21 protein-coding genes and 1 riboswitch are annotated in these 21,077 nt (G+C 44.6%); of the genes, 7 read left to right on the forward strand and 14 right to left on the reverse strand.

From position 1 onward, the window contains the following. Window positions 1-57: 57 nt before the first annotated feature. Together AM506_RS05835 and AM506_RS05840 are read right to left on the reverse strand one after the other, a co-directional pair. Window positions 58-1,218, reverse strand: coding sequence for an acyl-CoA dehydrogenase family protein (locus AM506_RS05835; RefSeq protein WP_060671546.1), 1,161 nt, complete (start codon window positions 1,216-1,218; stop codon window positions 58-60). 213 nt (window positions 1,219-1,431) lie between these two features. Beyond that, window positions 1,432-2,889 carry an alanine/glycine:cation symporter family protein gene (locus tag AM506_RS05840; RefSeq protein ID WP_060671547.1) on the reverse strand — a complete coding sequence of 486 codons (1,458 nt, stop codon included), beginning with the start codon at window positions 2,887-2,889 and terminating at the stop codon, window positions 1,432-1,434. Window positions 2,890-3,069: 180 nt separating this feature from the next. On the opposite strand from AM506_RS05840, the gene AM506_RS05845 reads away from it, so the two are divergent. Then, entirely contained in the window at window positions 3,070-3,318 is a 249-nt protein-coding gene (locus tag AM506_RS05845) for an alpha/beta-type small acid-soluble spore protein (protein WP_060671548.1), read from the forward strand. A 29-nt stretch (window positions 3,319-3,347) separates the two neighbouring features. On the opposite strand, the gene AM506_RS05850 is transcribed toward AM506_RS05845, so the two are convergent. Next, window positions 3,348-3,953 (reverse strand): uracil-DNA glycosylase, encoded by a 606-nt coding sequence (locus AM506_RS05850; RefSeq protein ID WP_440480342.1) that lies wholly within the window; start codon window positions 3,951-3,953, stop codon window positions 3,348-3,350. Between the two features lie 170 nt (window positions 3,954-4,123). On the opposite strand from AM506_RS05850, the gene AM506_RS05855 reads away from it, so the two are divergent. Beyond that, window positions 4,124-4,546 (forward strand): pyridoxamine 5'-phosphate oxidase family protein, encoded by a 423-nt coding sequence (locus AM506_RS05855; protein WP_060671550.1) that lies wholly within the window; start codon window positions 4,124-4,126, stop codon window positions 4,544-4,546. A 562-nt stretch (window positions 4,547-5,108) separates the two neighbouring features. On the opposite strand, the gene AM506_RS05860 is transcribed toward AM506_RS05855, so the two are convergent. The 11 genes from AM506_RS05860 to AM506_RS05910 form a co-directional block, all read right to left on the reverse strand. Further along, window positions 5,109-6,890 carry an ABC transporter ATP-binding protein gene (locus AM506_RS05860; RefSeq protein ID WP_060671551.1) on the reverse strand — a complete coding sequence of 594 codons (1,782 nt, stop codon included), beginning with the start codon at window positions 6,888-6,890 and terminating at the stop codon, window positions 5,109-5,111. Continuing rightward, window positions 6,883-8,571, reverse strand: a complete 1,689-nt coding sequence (locus AM506_RS05865; protein WP_060671632.1) for an ABC transporter ATP-binding protein — start codon at window positions 8,569-8,571, stop codon at window positions 6,883-6,885. The genes AM506_RS05860 and AM506_RS05865 overlap by 8 nt, the downstream gene beginning before the upstream one ends. 250 nt (window positions 8,572-8,821) lie before the next feature. Then, window positions 8,822-9,277 carry a threonine/serine exporter family protein gene (locus AM506_RS05870; RefSeq protein ID WP_034760918.1) on the reverse strand — a complete coding sequence of 152 codons (456 nt, stop codon included), beginning with the start codon at window positions 9,275-9,277 and terminating at the stop codon, window positions 8,822-8,824. A gap of 24 nt (window positions 9,278-9,301) precedes the next feature. After that, a complete protein-coding gene (locus AM506_RS05875) occupies window positions 9,302-10,063 on the reverse strand; it encodes a threonine/serine exporter family protein (protein ID WP_060671552.1) in 762 nt (253 codons plus the stop codon). A 156-nt stretch (window positions 10,064-10,219) separates the two neighbouring features. After that, window positions 10,220-10,816 (reverse strand): energy-coupled thiamine transporter ThiT, encoded by a 597-nt coding sequence (thiT, locus tag AM506_RS05880; RefSeq protein ID WP_060671553.1) that lies wholly within the window; start codon window positions 10,814-10,816, stop codon window positions 10,220-10,222. Window positions 10,817-10,887: 71 nt separating this feature from the next. Then, window positions 10,888-10,986, reverse strand: a riboswitch (TPP riboswitch). 68 nt (window positions 10,987-11,054) lie between these two features. Beyond that, window positions 11,055-11,354 carry a hypothetical protein gene (locus tag AM506_RS05885; protein ID WP_060671554.1) on the reverse strand — a complete coding sequence of 100 codons (300 nt, stop codon included), beginning with the start codon at window positions 11,352-11,354 and terminating at the stop codon, window positions 11,055-11,057. A 272-nt stretch (window positions 11,355-11,626) separates the two neighbouring features. After that, entirely contained in the window at window positions 11,627-11,953 is a 327-nt protein-coding gene (locus AM506_RS05890; RefSeq protein ID WP_060671555.1) for a thioredoxin family protein, read from the reverse strand. Between the two features lie 44 nt (window positions 11,954-11,997). Continuing rightward, window positions 11,998-12,540: a histidine phosphatase family protein gene (locus tag AM506_RS05895; RefSeq protein ID WP_060671556.1), complete on the reverse strand. Its 543-nt coding sequence runs from the start codon at window positions 12,538-12,540 to the stop codon at window positions 11,998-12,000. 79 nt (window positions 12,541-12,619) lie between these two features. Beyond that, complete coding sequence (locus tag AM506_RS05900) at window positions 12,620-13,435, reverse strand: ZIP family metal transporter (RefSeq protein WP_060671557.1); 816 nt, start codon at window positions 13,433-13,435, stop codon at window positions 12,620-12,622. A 222-nt stretch (window positions 13,436-13,657) separates the two neighbouring features. Continuing rightward, window positions 13,658-15,280 carry a hypothetical protein gene (locus tag AM506_RS05905; RefSeq protein ID WP_060671558.1) on the reverse strand — a complete coding sequence of 541 codons (1,623 nt, stop codon included), beginning with the start codon at window positions 15,278-15,280 and terminating at the stop codon, window positions 13,658-13,660. Between the two features lie 2 nt (window positions 15,281-15,282). Beyond that, window positions 15,283-16,068, reverse strand: coding sequence for an ABC transporter ATP-binding protein (locus AM506_RS05910; protein ID WP_060671559.1), 786 nt, complete (start codon window positions 16,066-16,068; stop codon window positions 15,283-15,285). 197 nt (window positions 16,069-16,265) lie between these two features. On the opposite strand from AM506_RS05910, the gene AM506_RS05915 reads away from it, so the two are divergent. The 5 genes from AM506_RS05915 (at window position 16,266) to AM506_RS23370 (ending at window position 21,075) form a co-directional block, all read left to right on the forward strand. After that, window positions 16,266-16,661 (forward strand): GntR family transcriptional regulator, encoded by a 396-nt coding sequence (locus AM506_RS05915; protein WP_060671560.1) that lies wholly within the window; start codon window positions 16,266-16,268, stop codon window positions 16,659-16,661. After that, on the forward strand, window positions 16,648-17,550 hold the full coding sequence (locus AM506_RS05920; RefSeq protein ID WP_060671561.1) for an ABC transporter ATP-binding protein: 903 nt from the start codon (window positions 16,648-16,650) through the stop codon (window positions 17,548-17,550). The genes AM506_RS05915 and AM506_RS05920 overlap by 14 nt, the downstream gene beginning before the upstream one ends. Then, on the forward strand, window positions 17,522-19,486 hold the full coding sequence (locus tag AM506_RS05925) for a DUF6449 domain-containing protein (protein WP_060671562.1): 1,965 nt from the start codon (window positions 17,522-17,524) through the stop codon (window positions 19,484-19,486). The genes AM506_RS05920 and AM506_RS05925 overlap by 29 nt, the downstream gene beginning before the upstream one ends. A gap of 23 nt (window positions 19,487-19,509) precedes the next feature. Beyond that, the gene (locus AM506_RS05930) at window positions 19,510-20,043 is read left to right on the forward strand and encodes an RNA polymerase sigma factor (RefSeq protein ID WP_152968536.1); all 534 of its coding nucleotides are present in this window, start codon (window positions 19,510-19,512) and stop codon (window positions 20,041-20,043) included. A 168-nt stretch (window positions 20,044-20,211) separates the two neighbouring features. After that, the gene (locus AM506_RS23370) at window positions 20,212-21,075 is read left to right on the forward strand and encodes an STAS domain-containing protein (protein ID WP_060671564.1); all 864 of its coding nucleotides are present in this window, start codon (window positions 20,212-20,214) and stop codon (window positions 21,073-21,075) included. The last annotated feature ends 2 nt before the right edge of the window (window positions 21,076-21,077 follow it).

Raw genomic sequence — 21,077 nt, forward strand, 5'->3', positions numbered from 1 at the left:
CACCGGGACCAAAAAGGGTATAGACGTCACTGTCTATACCCTTTTACGATTTTATACTTATTTCAATGCATTATTCGCTAACATCGCAACGACCATATCATCCATTGGTGGGTTATGAAGTCCTGCTCTCACATCACGGTAATACCGCTGCATGGGATTGTTACGGAAAAGGCTCCTCGCTCCCACGATCCTCATGGCTGTGTCAACGATATGAAAAGCACTGTTTGTAACAATGTGCTTGACAGAAGAGAGTTCTGCAGCCATGTCTGCCCGCTTCCCAGGCTCTCTTACCCACTTATCCGCCACGGAATAAAGAATCTGCCTGGCTTTAAACAACTCTAATTCAATCTCACCAATTTTCCGCTGGACTTCAGGAACATCCTTGATCGGCCCGGGTAGGCTGTTCGGGGAATATTCTTTCGCAAACCGAATGGCATAATTACGTGCTGCAACCGCTACACCTATATAGCATGCAGGTATATGAAGCAGCCACGCTTTAGGAAGATCATTCTTCCCTTGGACGCTGTCCCGCTCCACGAGGGAAGAATCGGGTAACTGGACGTCTTTAAGAACGAGGTCATCACTCCCTGTCCCCTTCATGGAAATCGTATCCCACGTCTCCTCGATGCTCACACCTTCCAAGTCATGATTCACAAGGAAGAATCCTTTCTCTTCAGTATCACCGATTACAGCCGATACTAAGGAATAGTCCAGGACTCTCGCCATTGACGTGAAGGATTTTCTGCCCGTTACACTCCAGCCTTTTTCGGTTTTGATCGCCTTGGTCTGAGGCAGTCCCCCACGTGTCGGACTGCCAGTTGCCGGTTCTGTGGCCGCACGGTTCACGAGAGCTTTGTTTGCCACTATCTCCTCACACAGCTCCTTGAACATCTCTTCCTCCCAGGCACGGGTTTCTGTAAGCTCCATCAATCCCCCCAAATGCCAGCCAATGGACAATGCCGTTGCCCCGTCCCCTGTAGCGAGCCTCTCCTGGATCATCACAAGCTCATACAAATCGATCTCTTCTCCTCCATATTCTTTAGGAAGAGACAGTATCCCATATCCACTTTTTTTGAGGTCGTTAAAATTTTCATAAGGGAACACATCCTCCCGATCGTATGTCTCCCCTCGTTTAGAAAACGCAACAGCAAGCTCCCCGGCTAAATCAACCAATTTCCTATGGCGTTCATTCTGTATAAACGGTTCATATAAATCCAATGAAACAGCACCTCCGAATAATAAAATGATGTTTCTCTTCTTCGTTTATCATAATCAATTTCGCTTCCTGACTCAAAGATAAAGCTTACTAATCTTATCGGGATACATTATCCCTCAAAAATATATCGGGGAAAGGCTTTATTCTAAAATGAAAGCTCCACTTCAGTAAAAAGAAACCTGCTGCCACAATGGCAACAGGTTTCTTTTTATAGATTAGGATGCATTTTCTTTATCTTCGACTTTATATTCCTGCTCCCAGAACTCTGCATTTTTGATACCGAGTTTTTTCGAGTTAAAGACCGGATCAAGTCCCTGCTTCTTCTGCTCCTCGTAATCTTTAAGTGCTCTGAGGGCCGGTTTGGCAAGGATAAGGATCGCAATCAAGTTCAGCCAGACCATAAGTCCAAGTCCGATATCACCCAACGCCCACGCAAGAGCCGCTTCTCTTACCGCACCATAGAAAGTGGCACCAAGAAGGATTACCTTCAGGATCACCATGGCGGCCTTTGAGTTCTTGCCTCTCAAAAGGTAAGCCACATTCGTTTCAGCCATATAATAGTATGCCATGATCGTCGTAAAGGCAAAGAAGAATAAGGCTATCGCGACGAATGATGCACCGAATCCCGGAAGCACTGATTCAATGGCTGCCTGTGTATAACCAGGTCCTGCTTCAATACCATCCAGATTGTTCGCAAGCATCGTCCCGTTAGGACCTTCCGTATTGAAGGAGCCTGTAAACAGGATCATGAATGCCGTTGCCGTACAAACAAGAAGGGTATCGATATACACCGAGAATGCTTGAACCAATCCTTGTTTGGCCGGATGTGAAACCTCTGCCGCCGCAGCCGCATGGGGTCCTGTACCTTGACCTGCTTCGTTTGAATAGATTCCGCGTTTCACTCCCCATGATACAGCCATACCGATGATTCCGCCGAATACTGAATCGGCACCGAATGCACTTTTGAAAATAAGGGCAAAAACAGCAGGGATCTCAGCAATATTCATCCCGACGATTATAAGGGAAAGTAGAATATACGCAACGGCCATGAATGGCACAACGTACGAAGCCACTCCTGCAATCCGTTTGACTCCACCAAAGATGATGACCCCGATTAACACGACTAGACCGATTCCCGTGACCGTCGTGTTAAGACCAAATGCGTTTTCCAATCCTAATGCAATGGAGTTTGACTGGATACCCGGCATTAGGATACTCATAGCAAGTAATGTTGCAAATGAGAATAGTACGGCATACCACTTCCAACCAATACCCTTCTCGATATAGTAGGCCGGTCCCCCGCGGTACTCCCCGTCCTGTTTCACTTTGTAAATCTGGGCTAATGTCGATTCAATGAAGGCACTGCTTGCACCGATGAATGCAATCGTCCACATCCAGAAAACGGCTCCCGGACCACCAAAAGCGATGGCAGTTGCCGTACCAGCGATGTTCCCCGTTCCTACACGTCCGGATAATGAAAGAGCCAAAGCCTGGAATGATGACACCCCTGCACTTGAGCTTCCACCCTTAAACATTTGAACCACCATATCTTTAATCAACCGGACCTGCAAAAACTTCGTTAAAATAGAAAAAAGTAAGCCTACGCCCAAACAAAAATAAATCATGACCGGGGACCAAAGGATCCCTACGAGCTTGCCAACGAATTCTTCCACGGCATTTCCCCCTTTTATTTTTATAAAAATTTTCTAACTATTAAGAATTATATTTTATTTGACACAATATAGACAATCTTTTTTTGTGATGGATTTTCCACAAACGTAGAAAAACCCTTATATGACAATACCTCATACTCGCAAAAAAAATTTTGGGCACTCTATAAAAGAGGTGATAAAATGTCGAAAAGAAAACTTCTGGTACCTGAGTCACGTGCCGCAATGGATCAGCTGAAAGCAAAAGTGACCGGCACCCGGGATCCAAAAGAAGCTAAATATGAAATAGCCAAGGAACAGGGGATCCCTCTTCAAAGAGGATATAATGGGAAATTAACGTCCGAACAAGCCGGGAAGGTCGGAGGATCGATCGGCGGTAATATGGTGAAGGAACTTGTAAGAATGGCTCAGGAGAATTTGTCGAAAAAATGATCATTCAAAAAGCTGACATCAGATGAATGTCAGCTTTTCTTCTTATGCAGTATTTCTTTCAAATGGTCAAGATCCTGATAGATGTCTTTTTCCAACGATCGATTATAGAAAATCGAAGCTGGATGAAAGGTGGGGAAAATGGAATACGTATCCTCGCTCCATGTCCATTCATTTGAATCAAGTTCTTTCAACCGCCTGACCTTGGACCGGATAAGTTGACCATGTACGTCCGAAATCGTATATTTTCTCCCCAACAATCTTTGCAGTCCTATATTGCCCAATGTCACAAGCTGTTTCGGCTTTACATGTTGGAGCTCATAATCCAAGATCAGGGCATGTGCAAACTGTTCTTTAAGTGTCGGTGCCCTGTTATACTTCCTTTCAATCATTTCATTCTCCCGGTTTTTCTTATGTACGATTTTGTAAGGCCTGCTCCTGACCGTGGAGGTGAAGTAAATATCCTCCCTTTCTACACCCAGGTATTGAAAGAACTCATCGAGCACCTTTCCCGCTCTTCCGCTGAAGGGCATCCCATTATGGATTTCGGTTTCCCCGGGTGCCTCCCCTACAATCATGATGGTAGGGTTCATCGGCCCCCTTCCATATACAAAGCCTTCACAGTTATAACCTTCCATCCGCTCTTTACACAAATTCACCAGCGTTTCCGGTATCACGCGCATCATCCTTAACTTCTTATTATTTTTCGTTATTCCCGTTGTGGATATGCTCTACACATTCATATGTTTATTTCCCCCTCAGAAAAGGAATAGTATGGTTAAAAGAAAGATTAAAGGAGATGGATTGATTGTCACAAGCTGAACTGAAACAACAAATCTTAAAGGTTCTTGACGAAAGCAACGTTGGGACGCTCGCAACGGTGAAGAAGAATAAGCCTCATTCCCGCTATATGACGTTTTCACATGATGAACTGACTTTATATACGCCAACGAGCAGAGAAACGCATAAAACCGATGAAATCGAAGATAACCCCAATGTCCACATCCTCCTTGGCTATGAAGGGGAAGGATACGGTGACACCTTCGTTGAAATCGAAGGACGTGCTTCCGTTGAAGATTCTGCCCACTATAAAGAAAAACTATGGAATGACCATATGAAGAGATGGTTTGAAGGGCCGGACGATCCAAATTACATCGTCTTGAAAATCCAACCTACTGCCATCCGACTCATGAATGATGAAGAAGATTCGCCGCAGTCGCTTGAATTGTAATTAAAATGATTCCTTGACATGTTATAAGAAAGATGATATATTTAGTTATTGTAATCTTGTAACATACATTGAAACGATAGAGAAGATAATTCGTAATTCTATTCTGTTTTGATTTAACAACTTATTCACACTGGATCGGCTTCGGAGCCGTTAGGATGTAAGAGAGGTAGGGCTTACGTCGTTTAGGTATATCAAACGACTCAAGGAATTGCCCGCGGCTGTTTATTATCTGCAAACAACGTTCAAGATATAAATATATTACTTGTGATGTTGCAAGTTACAGAATTGCCTTTATCCGATTAAAGGCAGTATCAAAGGGATCGCTAACGGGATGATTAGCCCCTTTTAACAGGAAAACACCTCAAAAGTCAGCACTTTTGAGGTGTTTTTTTATGCTCTGGAGGATTTGCCACGTTCCATTCAGTATTTCTCACGACCATCCTCCATATTATTTTTAAAAACACTACTTTTATTTTCAAATCTCGTATTTTATTTTCAATTTCACTCGTTTTATTTTCAATTCCCAGGATTTATTATCAAAACTGAAAACCACTCTGCCCCCTCAACCGCTCTCCTTCAACTGGCTATGATACAGCCCATGATAAAATCCCTTCACCTCGAGAAGCTCATCATGAGTGCCCTGTTCAATGATCTTTCCTCCATCAAGGACCAGGATTTGATCAGCCTGACGGATGGTATTGAGACGGTGAGCGACCACTACGCTCGTCCTGCCCTTCATCAACCGTTTCAGCGCATCCTGGATCTTCAGCTCCGTAATCGTGTCGATACTGCTCGTGGCCTCATCTAGAATCAGGATGGACGGATTGGAAAGGATGGCCCTCGCAATCGACAATAGCTGCTTCTGACCCTGACTGATTCCACTTCCATCCGCCCTCAACATCGTATCGTAGCCCTCTGGCATCTTTTCGATGAAGGTATGGGCATTGGCGAGCTTAGCGGCATCCTTTACCTCTTCATCCCTCGCATTGAGCCGGCCGTAACGGATATTGTCGGCAATCGTCCCCTGGAACAGGAAGCTGTCCTGGAGAACGAAGCCCATCTGCTGACGTAAGCTTTTTCGTTTAACCGTCTGAATGTCGAGGCCGTCTATCTCTATTCTTCCTTCATTCAGCTCATAAAAGCGGGACAGGAGATTGGTGATCGTTGTCTTACCTGCCCCTGTCGGTCCGACCAGGGCAACGGTTTCACCAGGGCGTATGCTAAAGGATACATCCTTTAATGTCGGTTCCCCTTTTTCATAAGAAAATGAAACATGTTGAAACTCGACCTTTCCTTCAACGGATTCGATTTCTACGGCATCTCCTTCGTCCTTCGCTTCTTCCTCTTCATCTAAAATTTGAAATACACGCTCAGCACCTGCAATCGCTGAAAGGAGCGTATTATACTGATTCGCAAGCTCATTCAATGGCCGTGTGAACTGCCTTGCATACTCTGCAAATATGACAATGACACCGATCGTGATCATGCCGTTCAGGGCAAAGATCCCTCCTACTCCGGCAATCACGGCAAAGCTAAGGTTGTTCAGTACGTTCATAAGTTTCGGAATGAAACCGGAATACGTATCTGCCCAGTAGGCAGCTGTCTTTAAACGCTGATTCTTTTCACCGAATTCCTTGATGGCTGTTTCTTCCCTGGAAAACGTTTTGATGATGCTGTGACCAGAGATCGTTTCTTCGATATAGCCGTTCAACTCACCGATATTGTGTTGATATTGTTTAAATAAGCGGCCTGTCCGTTTTGTGATCCACTTCATGCCAAAGACCATGAGGGGAACAATGGTCAGGGTGATGAGAGTGAGGAGCGGGCTGAGCCAAAGCATGATCGAGACGGTCCCCACCAATGTAAGGACACTGGAGATGATCTGAATGAACGAACTATTCAAGGTGGCGCTCACATTATCAATATCGTTGGTCACCCTGCTCATCAGCTCGCCATGCTTCCGTTTATCAAAGAAAGGGATGGAGAGCTGATGCAATTGATGGAAGAGGTCCTTCCGCAACCTGTATACCGTATCCTGAGCAACACCGATCATCCAATAATTTTGGAACCAAACGGACAGAGAATGGAGGATGTACACTGCAATCAAACCTGTGATCAGTCCCACCAGCCCCGATGTCTCCTTCGTGACGATATAGTCATCAATCGCCTTCCCTACAAGAAATGGTCCGAGAAGTGCCGCTGCCGAACTGATGAACACCATTATAATGACCAGATACAAAATGACCTTCATTTTGGAAAGGTAGTTCCACAGGCGCCGGAGTGTCCCTTTTGCATCTTTCGCCTTGTCGTTCTCCCCCAGTTTCTTTCGTATATGCCTAGACATGATGGATTTCCCCCTCTCCGAATTGAGACTCGTAAATGCGTTGATAGAGTATGGAATCTTCTACCAGTGACTCGTGGATACCACTCCCAATCAATACACCATCTTCCAACAGCAGAATACGGTCGGATTCCATCGCCGTACTAACCTTTTGAGTGATGATCATCGTGGTACACTCATATTTCTTCAATGCTTGAAGGAGTCTCGACTCCGTTTTTAAATCCAACGCACTCGTGCTGTCATCCAGTAAAAGGATCTTCGGTTTTCGGATAAGGGCCCTGGCAATGGAAAGCCTTTGTTTCTGACCCCCTGAAAGGTTGACCCCTTTTTGCCCGAGGACCGTATCATATCCGTCGGAAAGATTCAGGATGGTTTCATGGATTTGGGCATCTTTTGCCGCCTGGATCATTTCTTCCCTTGAGGCATCTTCCTTCCCCCATAGGAGATTTTCTGAAACCGATCCCGAAAAGAGGATAACTTCCTGAGGGACATATCCGATATTTTTTCTTATTTCGTCCAAAGGAATGGTCCGAATCTCCCGCCCGTCCAATTGAACGGTTCCCTCCGTTGCATCATACAGACGGGGGATGAGCTGAAACAGGGAGCTTTTACCTGATCCCGTAGCCCCTAATATGGAAACGGTTTGTCCCGCTCCCACCTTAAAGGAAACATCCCGCAGCACCTTTCCCCTGGTGGATGGATATTGAAATGATACATCTTTAAACGATATTTCTCCTCGTACCACTTTGTTGTGAAAGTCCACTTCCGCTCCATCCTTCAAGTCGATCTCCGTTTCAAGTACTTCATCAACCCTCTCAGCAGAAGCCCTGGCTCTTGAAAAACTGGTAATGATAAAAGAGAATATGGAAAAAACAGAAGAGATTCTCGTGACATACGTGACAATCGCCACTACTTCCCCCACCTTGGTACCGCCTGAGGCAACATCTATACTTCCGAACCATAGAACGGAAAGAAGGGCAAGGTTCATGACAAGCATCAAGAGAGGCATAATGATTTCCATGAACCTGAGGGCACGTACCGTTCGATCTTTCAAATCTTCATTCGCTTCATGAAATCGGCTTTCTTCATGCTTACTCCTCGTATATGCTTTGATCAACCTCATCCCGGAAAGGTTTTCCTTCATGACCTCATTTACTTTATCCAGCCTGGATTGAACTCTTTCAAACAGACTCCACCCGCGTTTCAGCACCCAGAACAGGAACAGCCATAACACAGGAATCACAACGATTAGAATAAGCGCAAGCCGGGCATTGACGATCAGGGCCATGATCGTGGAACCCACTACAAGTAATGGAGCCCTGAGCATGATCCGGAGGCTCATGAAAATTGTGTTCTGGAGCTGCCTGACATCATTCGTCATTCTCGTGATGAGAGAAGAGGCCGGAAGCTTATTAAAACTGGCAAACGAAAACGACTGAACTTTCCTATAAAGGCTTTCCCGCACATCATACCCAAATCCCTGACTCGTATGGGCAGCAAAAAATGAATTCGTCACCCCTGATATGAAGGCAACGAGAGACATCCCGACCATGATGAATCCCCATTTCAACACGATGTCCAAGTCTTTATTCAGAATTCCTTCATCGATGATCCGCGCCATAAACAGCGGATTCAATAGTTCTACAGCAAGCTCTACCAGCATTAAACTCCAGGCAATAGCCATGGCAGACCGGTAAGGCTTTAAGAAACGTATGACCTTCAAACGAACACCCCTCTAACAAATATCTGCCATTATTATATGTATCATCATATCGTTTTTTCATGCTGGGTGGTAGTTGGAAGTACCGGTGGTTTCTAATGGGGGCGCTTCTTTTCATGAAACCAAAAAGAGACCACGAAAGTTCGCGGTCTCACCTCAATGAATCTCATTATTTTCATATCGTCAAAAGACCTTTGAAGTAAGGTCCGTCCCTCTATCTCATCCGCCGGGCACTTGCGTTCAGGCGCGCATTTCGGATGACCTGGTTGATGACTTCCGAAAATATGAGGCCGATGGCAATGGAACCGGAGATCATAAAGGCTTTGGCTGCCAGGTTGATGGCGGCATTGTAATCGTTTTGAACGAAATTTCTCATGGCATCGTACGCCAGTCCCCCGGGTACGAGGGGGATGATCCCGGCAACAGAGAAGATGATGACCGGGGTTTTATACATTTTTGCAAACACCTGACTGACCACTGCCACCACAAAGGAAGCAAGTAACGTGGCAAGGACGGTGTCGGCTTCATTTAAGCTCATAAGTATGTAAATGATCCAGCCCAGCATTCCGACAATGCCGCATTTGAAAAGGGACTGCTTTGGAGCATTGAAGATTATCCCGAATGCAGCGGCGGAAATGAAACTGGTCACTAATTGTTCGATGATGTGCATTCCCTTTTCACCCCCACTCTCACTTTACGTTAATGTAAACACGACGGCAATGCCCGTCCCAATGGCAAATGCCGTTAAAAAGGCTTCCGCTCCCTTTGACAGACCGGACACCAGATGACCCGCCATCAAGTCCCGGACCGCATTGGTGATCAGGAGCCCGGGAACAAGGGGCATCACGGATCCAATGATGATCTTATCCAATTCCTGACCGATACCGAACTGCACAAATCCGTAGGACACCATCCCGATGATGAAGGAAGCAAGAAACTCTGCGAAGAACTTTATCGGAACGAGACGGTGTAAATAAATCAAACTCGTGAACCCGACGCCTCCCGTGATCAGGGCAGGAAGGAAGTCCCTCCACATCCCCTGGAACATGATGAGAAAACAACCACTGGCAATCGAAGCCCCTGCCACTTGAATCAGGAAGGAATAAGATAAGTCGGATTGATCCAGCTTCTCAAGGGCATTGTATGCTTCTTCCAGGGTCAGATGCCCTTTACTGATCTGCCTTGAGATACTGTTCACGAGGGTCACTTTCTCAAGATCCGTAGACCTCTCATTAATTCGGATCAGCTTCGTTTTGGTCGGTTCTGAAGTTTCAATCGAGAAGATGATCCCAGTGGGGGTCACATAGCTATGCGATTCCGATATCCCATAAGAAGCGGCGATGCGCATCATCGTGTCCTCGACGCGATACGTCTCCGCCCCGCTTTGCAGCATGATCTTCCCCGCCAGCAGGCTGACCTCCATAATGTCATATCTTCTTATCATTTTTGCTTCCATACGATCTCTCCACACGTACTATTTTTTGAATAGGTCTAGTTTATAGGAAAGCAGTGGTGTAAGCAATGAAGAACGGGGTGATTTTAGGATGATTTCATTTTCGCTCCCCTACTGGATAGAAAAAACCGACCCCATTAAAGGACCGGTTGATAGATTTTAAGAGGCCTTTCGGCTTATTTCCTGTTGATGGGACTTCACTTTGATCAATCTTGGCGCCATATTTGCTATGAACACCAGTACTATGGAGCATAAAAGTGCCGAACCCAGCATGGTGATCCCGTTCATGATGAATGAGAATAGCAGCGGGGACATTTCATCCGGTGCATACTCGGCAAAAAACACGAAACCGGCGATGAAATGCCAGAAATAGCGGGCCAGGCTTCCTGCGAATGTCGCTATTACGACCCACACGATTGCTTTGGATCGCAGTCCGCTTCCCAACGCAGCCTGTATCTTCCCGGCAAAAACCCCTGCAAAACCAATAAAGGCAAAGGCGATGAAATACTCAATCACCATTTGGACCGGCGTCGCAATCCAGGCGTCACCGAGGGCAATCTGCAGGATTCCCCACAAAAAGCCCCCTAAAGACCCTGCTTTCCAGCCCCTTCGATAGGATAAGAGAAAGATTGGAACCATTGCTATCGAAATTGAAATACTAGGTGATAGCTTAATAGAAGGCAGCATATCAAGGATGACCGCAAAAGCCGCCATCAATGAAGCCTCGAGCAATACGACAAGTCGGGTGTTTTTCATAAAAAAATCCTCCTTATGTAATAAAACGAAACCATAGGGAGGGAGAATGAAATAATCGAAATAAGCACGATGATGCCTATTTTCCACATCCCTACGCTAGTCCTAACTAACAGGTTCAGAGGGTCAGAACAGATTGTTCACTCTCAGCTTTCGCTCCCCTTGTGGTACCGTTTATAAAGTTGTTAAGGATTATTATACATGAAGAATGATATTTGAAAAGCATCATAGGGACTTTTTCTTAAGGTGTCTCACTCAGAGGATCATGAAGGATGATGACGGGCATTGACTTAGGGGTGACCATGAATCCATATACTTTTCCATCTTTGTCCTTATATGCTACAGAATAATCTCCGAACTGTGGTGAGAATTCGACGTTTTGGTATTCAAGGTCAAGATCCTGATATTTCAGGCTCACATACAGGTTGGTGGCGACTCTTGCCGTTAAATGTTGCACAGAGGAAATCCGGTTGGCTACTATTATGAGGATGATTGCGAAACAGAGTAACATGACTTTCTTTGTCCTGGACAATCTGATCATTCACCAAGCCCCCTTTAATTTCTCATAACTACTATACTCTTATACTCTCTATTATATACCTATTCTCTGAACCATGACAAAAGAGCTACTTCAATGAGGTGAGTCAAAATACCCATTTTAGCAGCTCTTTCTAAGTTTCAAGAGTTATATGGAATTAAAATCCAGCCTGCCATTTACATTTATTTGAGCTCTGATATTTAACATCCTAAACAACTGTTTAATCCATCCAGCCCAGTCACACCAACGTTTCCACTTACTAATCAAACGTTTGTTTAGTTGTCTAACATCTCCGTAAGGCGGGAGATTTGGCTATGGAGTTCGTCGATTGGTACGAAGCGTGCTTTTCTGAACATTTCTTTACCATCTACAAATACGATGATGACGGGCACGGTGAAGATGGAATATTCACCGGCTATCTCCGGGATTTCTTCTGCATCAGCATGGATGGATTTTACAGTTTTGAATTCTGTCAACACCCCTTCCACCTGTGGCAGGAGTGCGTGACAAACAGAACAACCGGGCCTTGATATGTATAGCAGTACTACCTTCTCAGCTTCCAGCATTTCATGGATGGCATGTAATGAATGGACTTCTTCCATTTTACGGTCTCCCTTCTGGATTAACGGATTATTTGGGTAAGTGATCACCCTGTCCGATCTTGATATACATACACCTTTCCGTTGGAGGGTCTCCTGAACGACGGTCCGGTAAATCCCCGCTTCCGCAGTTCTTTTCTCATAAATATCATGATTCCCCCATGGCCTACGATGAGGACATCTTTCCCTTCCTGCACGACCCTATCGACCACCACCCGGATCCTCTCTTCAATTTCACGCTTACTTTCAGGCTGGGAGCGATGGTTGAGCCACCAGGCCATCCTGATAAATGTCAAATGAAGAATGAGCGGAAGCTTCCTCTCCGAACGGAATATAGGAGATAACCTGATTTCCCTCAGTTCCTTTAAAAATGTGATTTCTCCTTCATAAACCGTTTCGGCTGTTATCCGTGCCCTTGATAAGTCACTGGAATAGCAGCCTTTCCAGTCAATATCTTTAAGGTCAACTTCATTTCCTTCTACATCTGAGGCATCATACTCTTCCACCCACTTCATCAGCTCGTTACTTGTTACATATGAAGCCGGGTAACCCCTTGTTACTTTAAAATGCCTTATGAGGCCGATTCTCATACACATCCCCTCCCCATTTCATTATACTAGTTTTTTGGAAGAGAAAAGGCATGCGCTTTGGACGCATGCCTTTTTTCAATCATCCCAGGGAAACGTCCAGAATCATCATTACGACGAAACCGAGCATCAGTCCCAATGTAGCCAAGTCCGTACTGCCAGAAGATTGTGATTCAGGGATCAGTTCTTCGACGACGACGAATATCATCGCTCCTGCTGCGAAAGCAAGGGCGTATGGCAGAAGAGGCTGCACCATCAGTACGGCAGCGGCACCAATCACAGCGGCTATCGGCTCTACGATGGCCGATAGCTGACCGTAATGGAAAGACTTCAAACGGGACATCCCATCTCCCCTTAACGGAATGGAAAGAGCGGCCCCTTCAGGCATATTCTGAATCCCGATTCCGATGGCAAGGCCTATGGCTCCCACTAACGTTGCATCCCCAAGACCAAGTGACGCAGCACCAAAGGCAACACCGATGGCGAGGCCTTCAGGAATATTATGGAGGGTAATCGCCAGGAACAACAAGGTCGATTTTTTGAATTTGGTTGGGGGTCCTTCCGCTTTCTCCGATTCATTCCCCAAGTGTAAATGCGGTACGACAAAATCTAAAAGTCTAATAAATATGCCGCCAAGTAAAAATCCAATCGCAGGGGCAAGCCAGGGAATCTGACCGTTTTGCTCACTGAACTCTATTGAAGGGGCAAGCAGCGACCAGAACGATGCTGCAATCATGACTCCTGCAGCAAACCCGAGCATCATGTTCAGCGTATGTTTTTCAATTTTCGTAAAGAAAAAAACGGTGGCTGCTCCAAGGGCCGTCAGCCCCCATGTCACCAGACCGCCGAACAGTGCCTGCATCGTTGGATTAAATCCACTTAACCAGTCTATGAACATACGAACCACTCTCCTCCGATCAAACATTTTGAATACTACCATCTTGCATCAAGGAAACTTTCTTTGTCAAAGGAAATGTCATACTACCTATTTACCAGAGCCCATCATTTTTCTATATATATGTCATTCGCTTCAAATGGTGTTTGTATTGTTTATACTTTCCATCCTTACCTGTAGGATATACAAAAAACGCCCCTGCCTTATAAGACAGAGACGTCATTCCTATTCATCCCTAATGGCTGTTTTCCATAAAATCAGGTTGAGGAGGAATAAAACGATAAGATAGCCCGGTATACCGAACGGAATCTGAAGGGCCAGGAAATGCAGGCCAAAGAACACACCTACAATGAGGTAGAACGGCAACACCTTCCAGCTGTCACTTTGCTGAACACCTTCAAAGCTTTCGGAAAAAGGCAGCGTTCCCCTCATTAATCCCAGACAGATCACGGTAAAGATACAGGCGCTGATAAAAACGATGATGATCTCAGGAATCACCCGGAAACCAAACAGGAAGATAAAGACAATGCTTATGATGGCATATAGGGGAAGGAACAATTTCATAAGAAATGCCTTCAATGTCCCTTTGTAGATGGACGCCCGGCTCGAGACGGGTGCCACTCTGTACACCCAGGATCCCTTGTATTTTCCTGAATAACTGAGCATCATCACGACTGTCGGTATGACGATGAAGCTCGAATAGATCGATAGGTACATGCTTGAAGTCAGGAGATCTTCCCTTGTCCCATCCATCAATCCATTGAAGATGAAAATGAACGGCATGATGATGGCAAACCCGAGAGCGGGATACACCTTCAACTTAAATTCCCTTTCATTTTTCATCATGTAATGGGCGAACCGGTAAAATGCCCGCTCTTCGTTCGACTTGGACAATACCTTCATGAGACCATCCCCGAAGTGGAAATGGGCTTTCTTCTTCTTACCGCCATGGGAAGATAATTTCTGAAGATTCTTCTCAAAGGTCGGCAATGCTTTCACGTAAACAATAAGAGCAAGGAATGGAATCAGTACCGCGGTACATGAAAGAATCAGGATGATTGACTGATGATTACCGTTCAGGAACCATTCAAATGGAGCTCCGAACCAGATGGGAGGCAGAAAGATATTCCACCAATCCGGTGTAAAAGAAACCGTCAAATCCACAAATTCAAAGGAACGCGCCACAACCTGGTATCCCACTGCAAGTCCGATGGATAATCCGATCTGCACGTAGTTGATGATGTCCTTCAACTTCTCCCCATCAAAATATTGGAGGATAAAATAATAAAGCATAGCCGTAAATACGACGATGAAGATGTTCATCAGGGTGATCCCTGCCAGGAAAATAAAGAAGAAGACAAGACCTTGGTTGATCAACCCTACGACCAATGGAATGGCGGTCAGTGAACCCGTCAGGAAGAACAGATAAATAAACACGTGAAGCGACTTAGCCAAGCTGATGGTCTTCCTTTCAACAGGCTTGGTAAAGAGAATGGTATGATCCCGGATGTCCAGAATGACGACGGAGAAATCAGAAATCATCGACGTCATGACGATAAAAATGAGCACAGTAAAGGTGATGCTCATCTGAAAGATATATTGATCTCCCATCACAATGAAAGGAATGACGAATAATCCAAACAGTGCATACACCCAGAGGGATTTAATAAAACGATTTTCATCCTTCCCTTTCTTCCTTCCTTGCTGTTGGAATATCGTAGGCACACGTCTTTGATCCATCGTCAGCTTGACTTGAAGTATTCTTCTCAACAACCGGTAGTCAAATCCTAGTCTTGTAAACAACCCTTGAAACCAATCCAGAAACAAAAGTGTACGAAATTCCTTCATTCTTACACCTCTTGCACAACAGAAACAATTTCCGCTGCCGTTTCTTTATGCTCATTGAACCCGGTTAATTGGTTGAAGATTTCCTCCAGGGATCCTTCCATATTCTGATTCTTCAATTCTTCAAAACTGCCATCCGCCACGATTTGTCCGTTATGTAAAAGGACGATGCGGTTACTGATTTTTTCAACCACATCCATGATGTGAGACGAATAGAATATTGTCTTTCCCTGTGCAGCAAGTTGTGCGAGCAATTCTTTAAAAATCATCACTGAATTGGCATCCAGGCCATTGATGGGCTCATCCAAAAATAAAACATCGGGATTATGTAATAAACTCGAGATGATCAGGATCTTCTGCTTCATCCCTTTTGAATAAGATGCGATCCTTGATTCATACACGTCGGAAAGTCCAAACAATCCGATGAGCCTCTCCGCTTTCTCCTCCGCCTTTTTTGGTTCCATTCCGTATAGTTCCCCCATGAATGTGAGGTACTCTTCCGCCGTCAGGTTATCATAAAGATCCGCCACCTCAGGTACATAGCCGATCCGTTTCTTATATTCTACGGAACTATCAGATATATCTTCACCGAAGAGTGTCACCTGCCCCGAATACCCTTCTTCAAGGCCCAGGATGATCTTGACCGTCGTACTTTTCCCGGCACCATTCGGACCGATATAGCCGATGATCTGCCCTTCATATACATCCAGTTGTACACCTTTCAACACTTCCTTACTGCCAAACCTCTTCTTCAAACCCCTTATCGATAAAATTGGTTCGCGTCCGTCCATAACAATCCCCTTTTTTCTTTAGATATGCCTATATGCTAACATAAATTCCATTTTATGGTCAGATGCATACGGAATATCAGTAAACTTGGTCCTTTAAAAAATATTTCATTTCCCCTCTTCCCAAACTGGCAGAACTTGTTATATACTTTAACTGTATTAAGACACATAGTACACTACACACAGTCGGGAGGGTGGATATGTTTGAGCTTGATTTAAGAAGTCGTAAGCCCATCTATGAACAATTAGTCGAAAAGTTAAAAGAGTTGATGATCAATGAAGTGCTGAAGCCGGACGAACAATTGCCTTCCGTTCGTGCCCTGGCACAGCAGCTCACCATAAATCCAAACACAATCCAAAAAGCCTACAGGGAACTGGAATCTCAAAGGTTCATTTATTCTGTGAAAGGACGGGGTAGCTTTGTTAATCCTTCAAGTCACATTCAAAACGCGGAGAAAATCATGAAAGTAAAAGAAGAGTTGTCTAAACTTTTGTCTGAGGCCCTTTATTTAGGGATTACCACGGAAGACTTAAAGCAGATGATTGCAGAAATCGAGGCAACGGTTGGGGGTAATCAAACTGATGATAGAGATTAAATCCATTAACAAAGCATTTGAAGGCACAGAAATCATACATGATATCTCTTTCTCTGTTCAAAAGGGGTCGATCTATGGTCTGCTCGGATCGAATGGTGCAGGAAAGACCACTTTGTTAAAGATCATTGCAGGCGTATTGAAGCCTGATAGCGGAGAGGTGTCAGTAAACGCCGAGCCCGTCTATGAAAATATCCCAACGAAAGAAACGTTGTTTTTCATCCCTGATCAACCATTTTTCTTTGCTCATTATTCATTGACTCAAATGGCCCGTTTTTATCAGAACACTTATAACCGTTGGGATGAGGATCGGTTTCAATCATTGAGCAAATCATTCGGGATCGACCCTCATAAGAATCTTCATAAATTTTCTAAAGGTGTTCAGCGGCAGGCGGCTTTCATCCTGGCACTGGCCACTCAACCCGATGTGCTGATCCTGGATGAACCGATGGATGGCCTTGATCCCGTTGTCAGGAAAAAAGCCAAAAGCGTACTGATTTCAGAAGTTGCCAATCGGGACATGACCTTCATCATCTCGTCTCACAATCTCCGGGAAGTGGAGGACATTTGTGATCATATCGGGATTCTGCATCAAGGGAGATTTTTGCTTGAGAAGGAACTTGATGATTTAAAGTCCGGCATTCACAAAGTACAGCTGGCATTCAAGGGGAACGTTCCCGGGCAGCTTTTCAGTGATCTCGAAATTCTGCACAAAGAAATGAGGGGAAGTGTGTCCCTCTGTATCGTCCGCGGTGATGAGGAACGGGTGAGGAGCTTGATTCAGTCCTACCATCCGGTCATATTTGACTTATTGCCCCTGACACTGGAAGAAATTTTCGTTTATGAAATGGAGGACGTCGGATATGCCATCCAAAACATCATGGATCAATAAAGAAATCATTGTTCAAAGCCTGCGGAATGTTGGATGGGTCGGCATTGTCTACTTTATCGGCCTTCTCTTTTCTTTACCCGTCGACATCATCGGGCAATTATCCAAGGATAATCAAACCTACCCGATTGCGATTTATGAAAATCTATTTAAAATGCAATACCCGATCCAAATGGGATTGTTGCTGATCATTCCGGTCATTCTTTCCTTGTTCCTATTTCGTTATTTACATGTGAAACAAGCTGGAGACTTCATGCACAGCCTCCCGATCACCCGCCGTAAGTTATTTTTCCATTTTACCGGAACGGGGTTTGGGATTCTCATCATTCCGGTTGTACTGAATACCGTGATATTACTTTCCCTTAATTCATTCACGGATCTTCAGCAATATATAGGGGTTCAGGATATTTTTGTCTGGTGCGGCATTACGATCCTCATGAGCGTTCTCCTGTTCACAGCCTCTACCTTCGTTGCCATGATAACGGGGCTGACCGCTGTTCAAGGTGCACTGACGTATATCCTGCTCCTATTGCCCGCAGGAATGTTTATGCTCGTATGCTACAGTTTGAAAAATCTTTTATTCGGATTTCCTGAGGACTATTTCTTCAATGTTCAAATCGAGAAATACTCCCCGCTTATCAAAACGGTGTACCTTGAGAACGATCTCCTGTCCGGTACAGATGTCTTGTTATTCATCCTGATCACTCTCGTATTCTATGGTTTCTCATACGTGTTATACAAAATGAGAAAAGTGGAGGCTGCCTCTCAGGCGATTGTGTACCCGTTCTTGAGGCCGTTATTTAAATACGGCGTCTCATTCTGCTTCATGCTGCTCGGTGGAATGTACTTCAATGGAATTTACCAGTCCCCAGGCTGGACCATATTCGGCTATTTCTTTGGTTCCCTGATTGGTTACTACATCGGTGAGATGGTCTTACAGAAGCATTGGCGAGTATTCCGTCAATGGAAGGGGTATGCAGGATTTGCAACCCTCATTGTTATCCTGGGATTTATCATTCACTTCGATCTGTTTCAATATGAAGAGAAGGTACCCGAATTGGCAGATATAGAAAAGGTTCATGTCAGTCAGAGCTATTACTCCCTGACGGACAATCCTGAAAACCTGATAAAAGACCCTTTTATGACAGACCCGGAAGCGATTGAAGCCGTCCGGAATCTTCATGAAGCGATTGTGGATCATCAGGATTCTAAGAATAGAGCAGATGAGAAAAATGAGCAGATATTTCTCTATTACAAGATGAAAGACGGAAGCAAGGTCGTCAGGAACTACCAGATTAATATAGAAGATGTAAGATCTCAATATGCTTCTCTTTATGAAATGAAGAATTATAAGGAGAAAACCGATCAACTTTATAGTGTTGACTCAGATGTAGTCGACAAACTCACCATTTATAACGAGATGGGGAATAAACCTGCCATCACCATAGCAGACCCCGAAGATATCAAGGAAGCCATCGATATCCTAAAAGAAGAAACGTACGATGATTCCTTTGAGAACCGTGACAAAATCAATCTTTATAATGTGGAATTCCTATTATCCAAGGATCATTGGGCAAACACCGGCGTTAAGAAGAACGATAAGAAGTTTATTGCATGGCTTCAGGATAAAGGATACTTAAAAGACCTTAAGATGACGGCATCTGATATTGAATGGATGTATGTGACGCAGCCGGTCGATTACATCGATCCTTTCTCTCAACCCGTGGAAGAGGCGGTCCTCCAGTTAAAGAAAGAAAACAAGGGAATTGAAGTGAAAGATGCAGAACAGATCGAATCCATTATGGATGGGCTCGTATACGATCATATGAATAGTGCGTATACCGTCACCATCAAGTACAAAAAACACGGATCCATCCAATCTCTGGGGTTACAAAAGGAAGATGCCCCTTCCTTTATCAAAAGAGAACTGAAAGATTGATTATAGAAAGTCGAGGTGACCTTATGGACACACTAAATACATCCTCATCTCCTCTAAACTTTGAGGAGATGTATGAACGATTTCATCGGTTGATCTATCACATCGCTTATAACGTAACGAAGGACGTTCATTTATCAGAAGATGCCGTCCAGGAAACGTTCATGAAAGCTTATATCAAAATCGATACTCTTAAAGATCCGACAAAAATTAAAACATGGCTAACTGCGATTGCAAAATGTACAGCCATCGACCTCATCCGCCAACGGTCTAAGCGCAATGAAATCTGCATAGAAGAACAGGAAGAATGGCATCCCATAGAGGATCACCACTCACTCGAAGATGAAATCAATGCCCGCTTCCTCAGAAGCAGCATCCAGGAGCATATTACGCATCTTCCGCTCACTCAGCAGGAAGTCATGACACTGAAAGTCACCGAAGACCTCAGTGACAGCGAAATCGCCACAAAGCTGAACCTGTCCCCTTCCACAGTGAAAACCCGCTCTCACCGTGCAAGGAAGCATTTATATTCGATGGTTCAAACGAAAATATCTGCTTAAGAAAAGGAGCCTTCTCATCAAGGCTCCTTTTTGGTGCTTAAGATTATTCCAAAGACTAAAAGATGTATATTATTTACTAGTTTTTATTATGGATTTACCCTTAATCATTGACAGCCTTCCCAATAGGTTCCAAAATAGAAGAAGAAGCCAATTTCAAAGGGAGAGTTTATGGATACTCATTCGTCTTATTTATATGAATACTTAACCGACCACGCCTTAGATTTCACAGAAGACTGGCTGAGATTTCAGAATATTAGAACCGGATCGCACTATTCTCTGGATTCTCCACCTGAAGTTCTGAATAAAGTCAAAGAACAAAACTCCAATTATGTAAAGGTCATTGCAAGATGCCTATTACTTTCAAATGAGGAATCAAAAGAATTGATTTCTAACTGGACGAAGGAAACGGCAAGAGATCGCAGCAAATCAAGCACCACCCTTGATGAAGTCGTGCGGAATTCGGGTGTTTTCAGAAGGGTATATTGGACGTATGTTGAGAAGTTCGTGGAAGAAACAGAATACAACATCCAGCTAAAGGAAGTATTTGAGTGGGAACGTAAGATTAATTTCGCTTTGGATTATGTCCTGGAAACGTTCACGTCAACATTCCTTGCGATCTTAATGAACAGGCTGCAGGCTCAGTCCACATTGATTCAGGAACTAAGCACACCTGTCATTTCTTTAACCTCGGAAGTAGGGCTGCTACCGATCATTGGGGATATTGATACAAGTCGTGCACGGATGATCATGGAATCAACCCTTCAGCAGAGTGCCGATGCCCATCTGTCCATGCTGATCATCGACTTGTCCGGTGTCGTGTTGATGGACACCATGGTGGCCCAGCAAATCTTCCACCTCATCGATGCCTTGAATCTATTGGGAGTGAGATCCGTCATCACGGGTATCCGACCTGAAGTCGCCCAGACAGCGATCCACCTCGGACTCGATTTCTCTACCATCCATACAGAAAACTCCCTGGAACGGATCATTGCCGATGTCATTCAGGAAAACAGCAGCTTTTTGCACATGTAATT

The organism is Rossellomorea vietnamensis (assembly GCF_001305855.1).
Classification (GTDB): Bacteria; Bacillota; Bacilli; order Bacillales; family Bacillaceae_B; genus Rossellomorea; species Rossellomorea vietnamensis_A.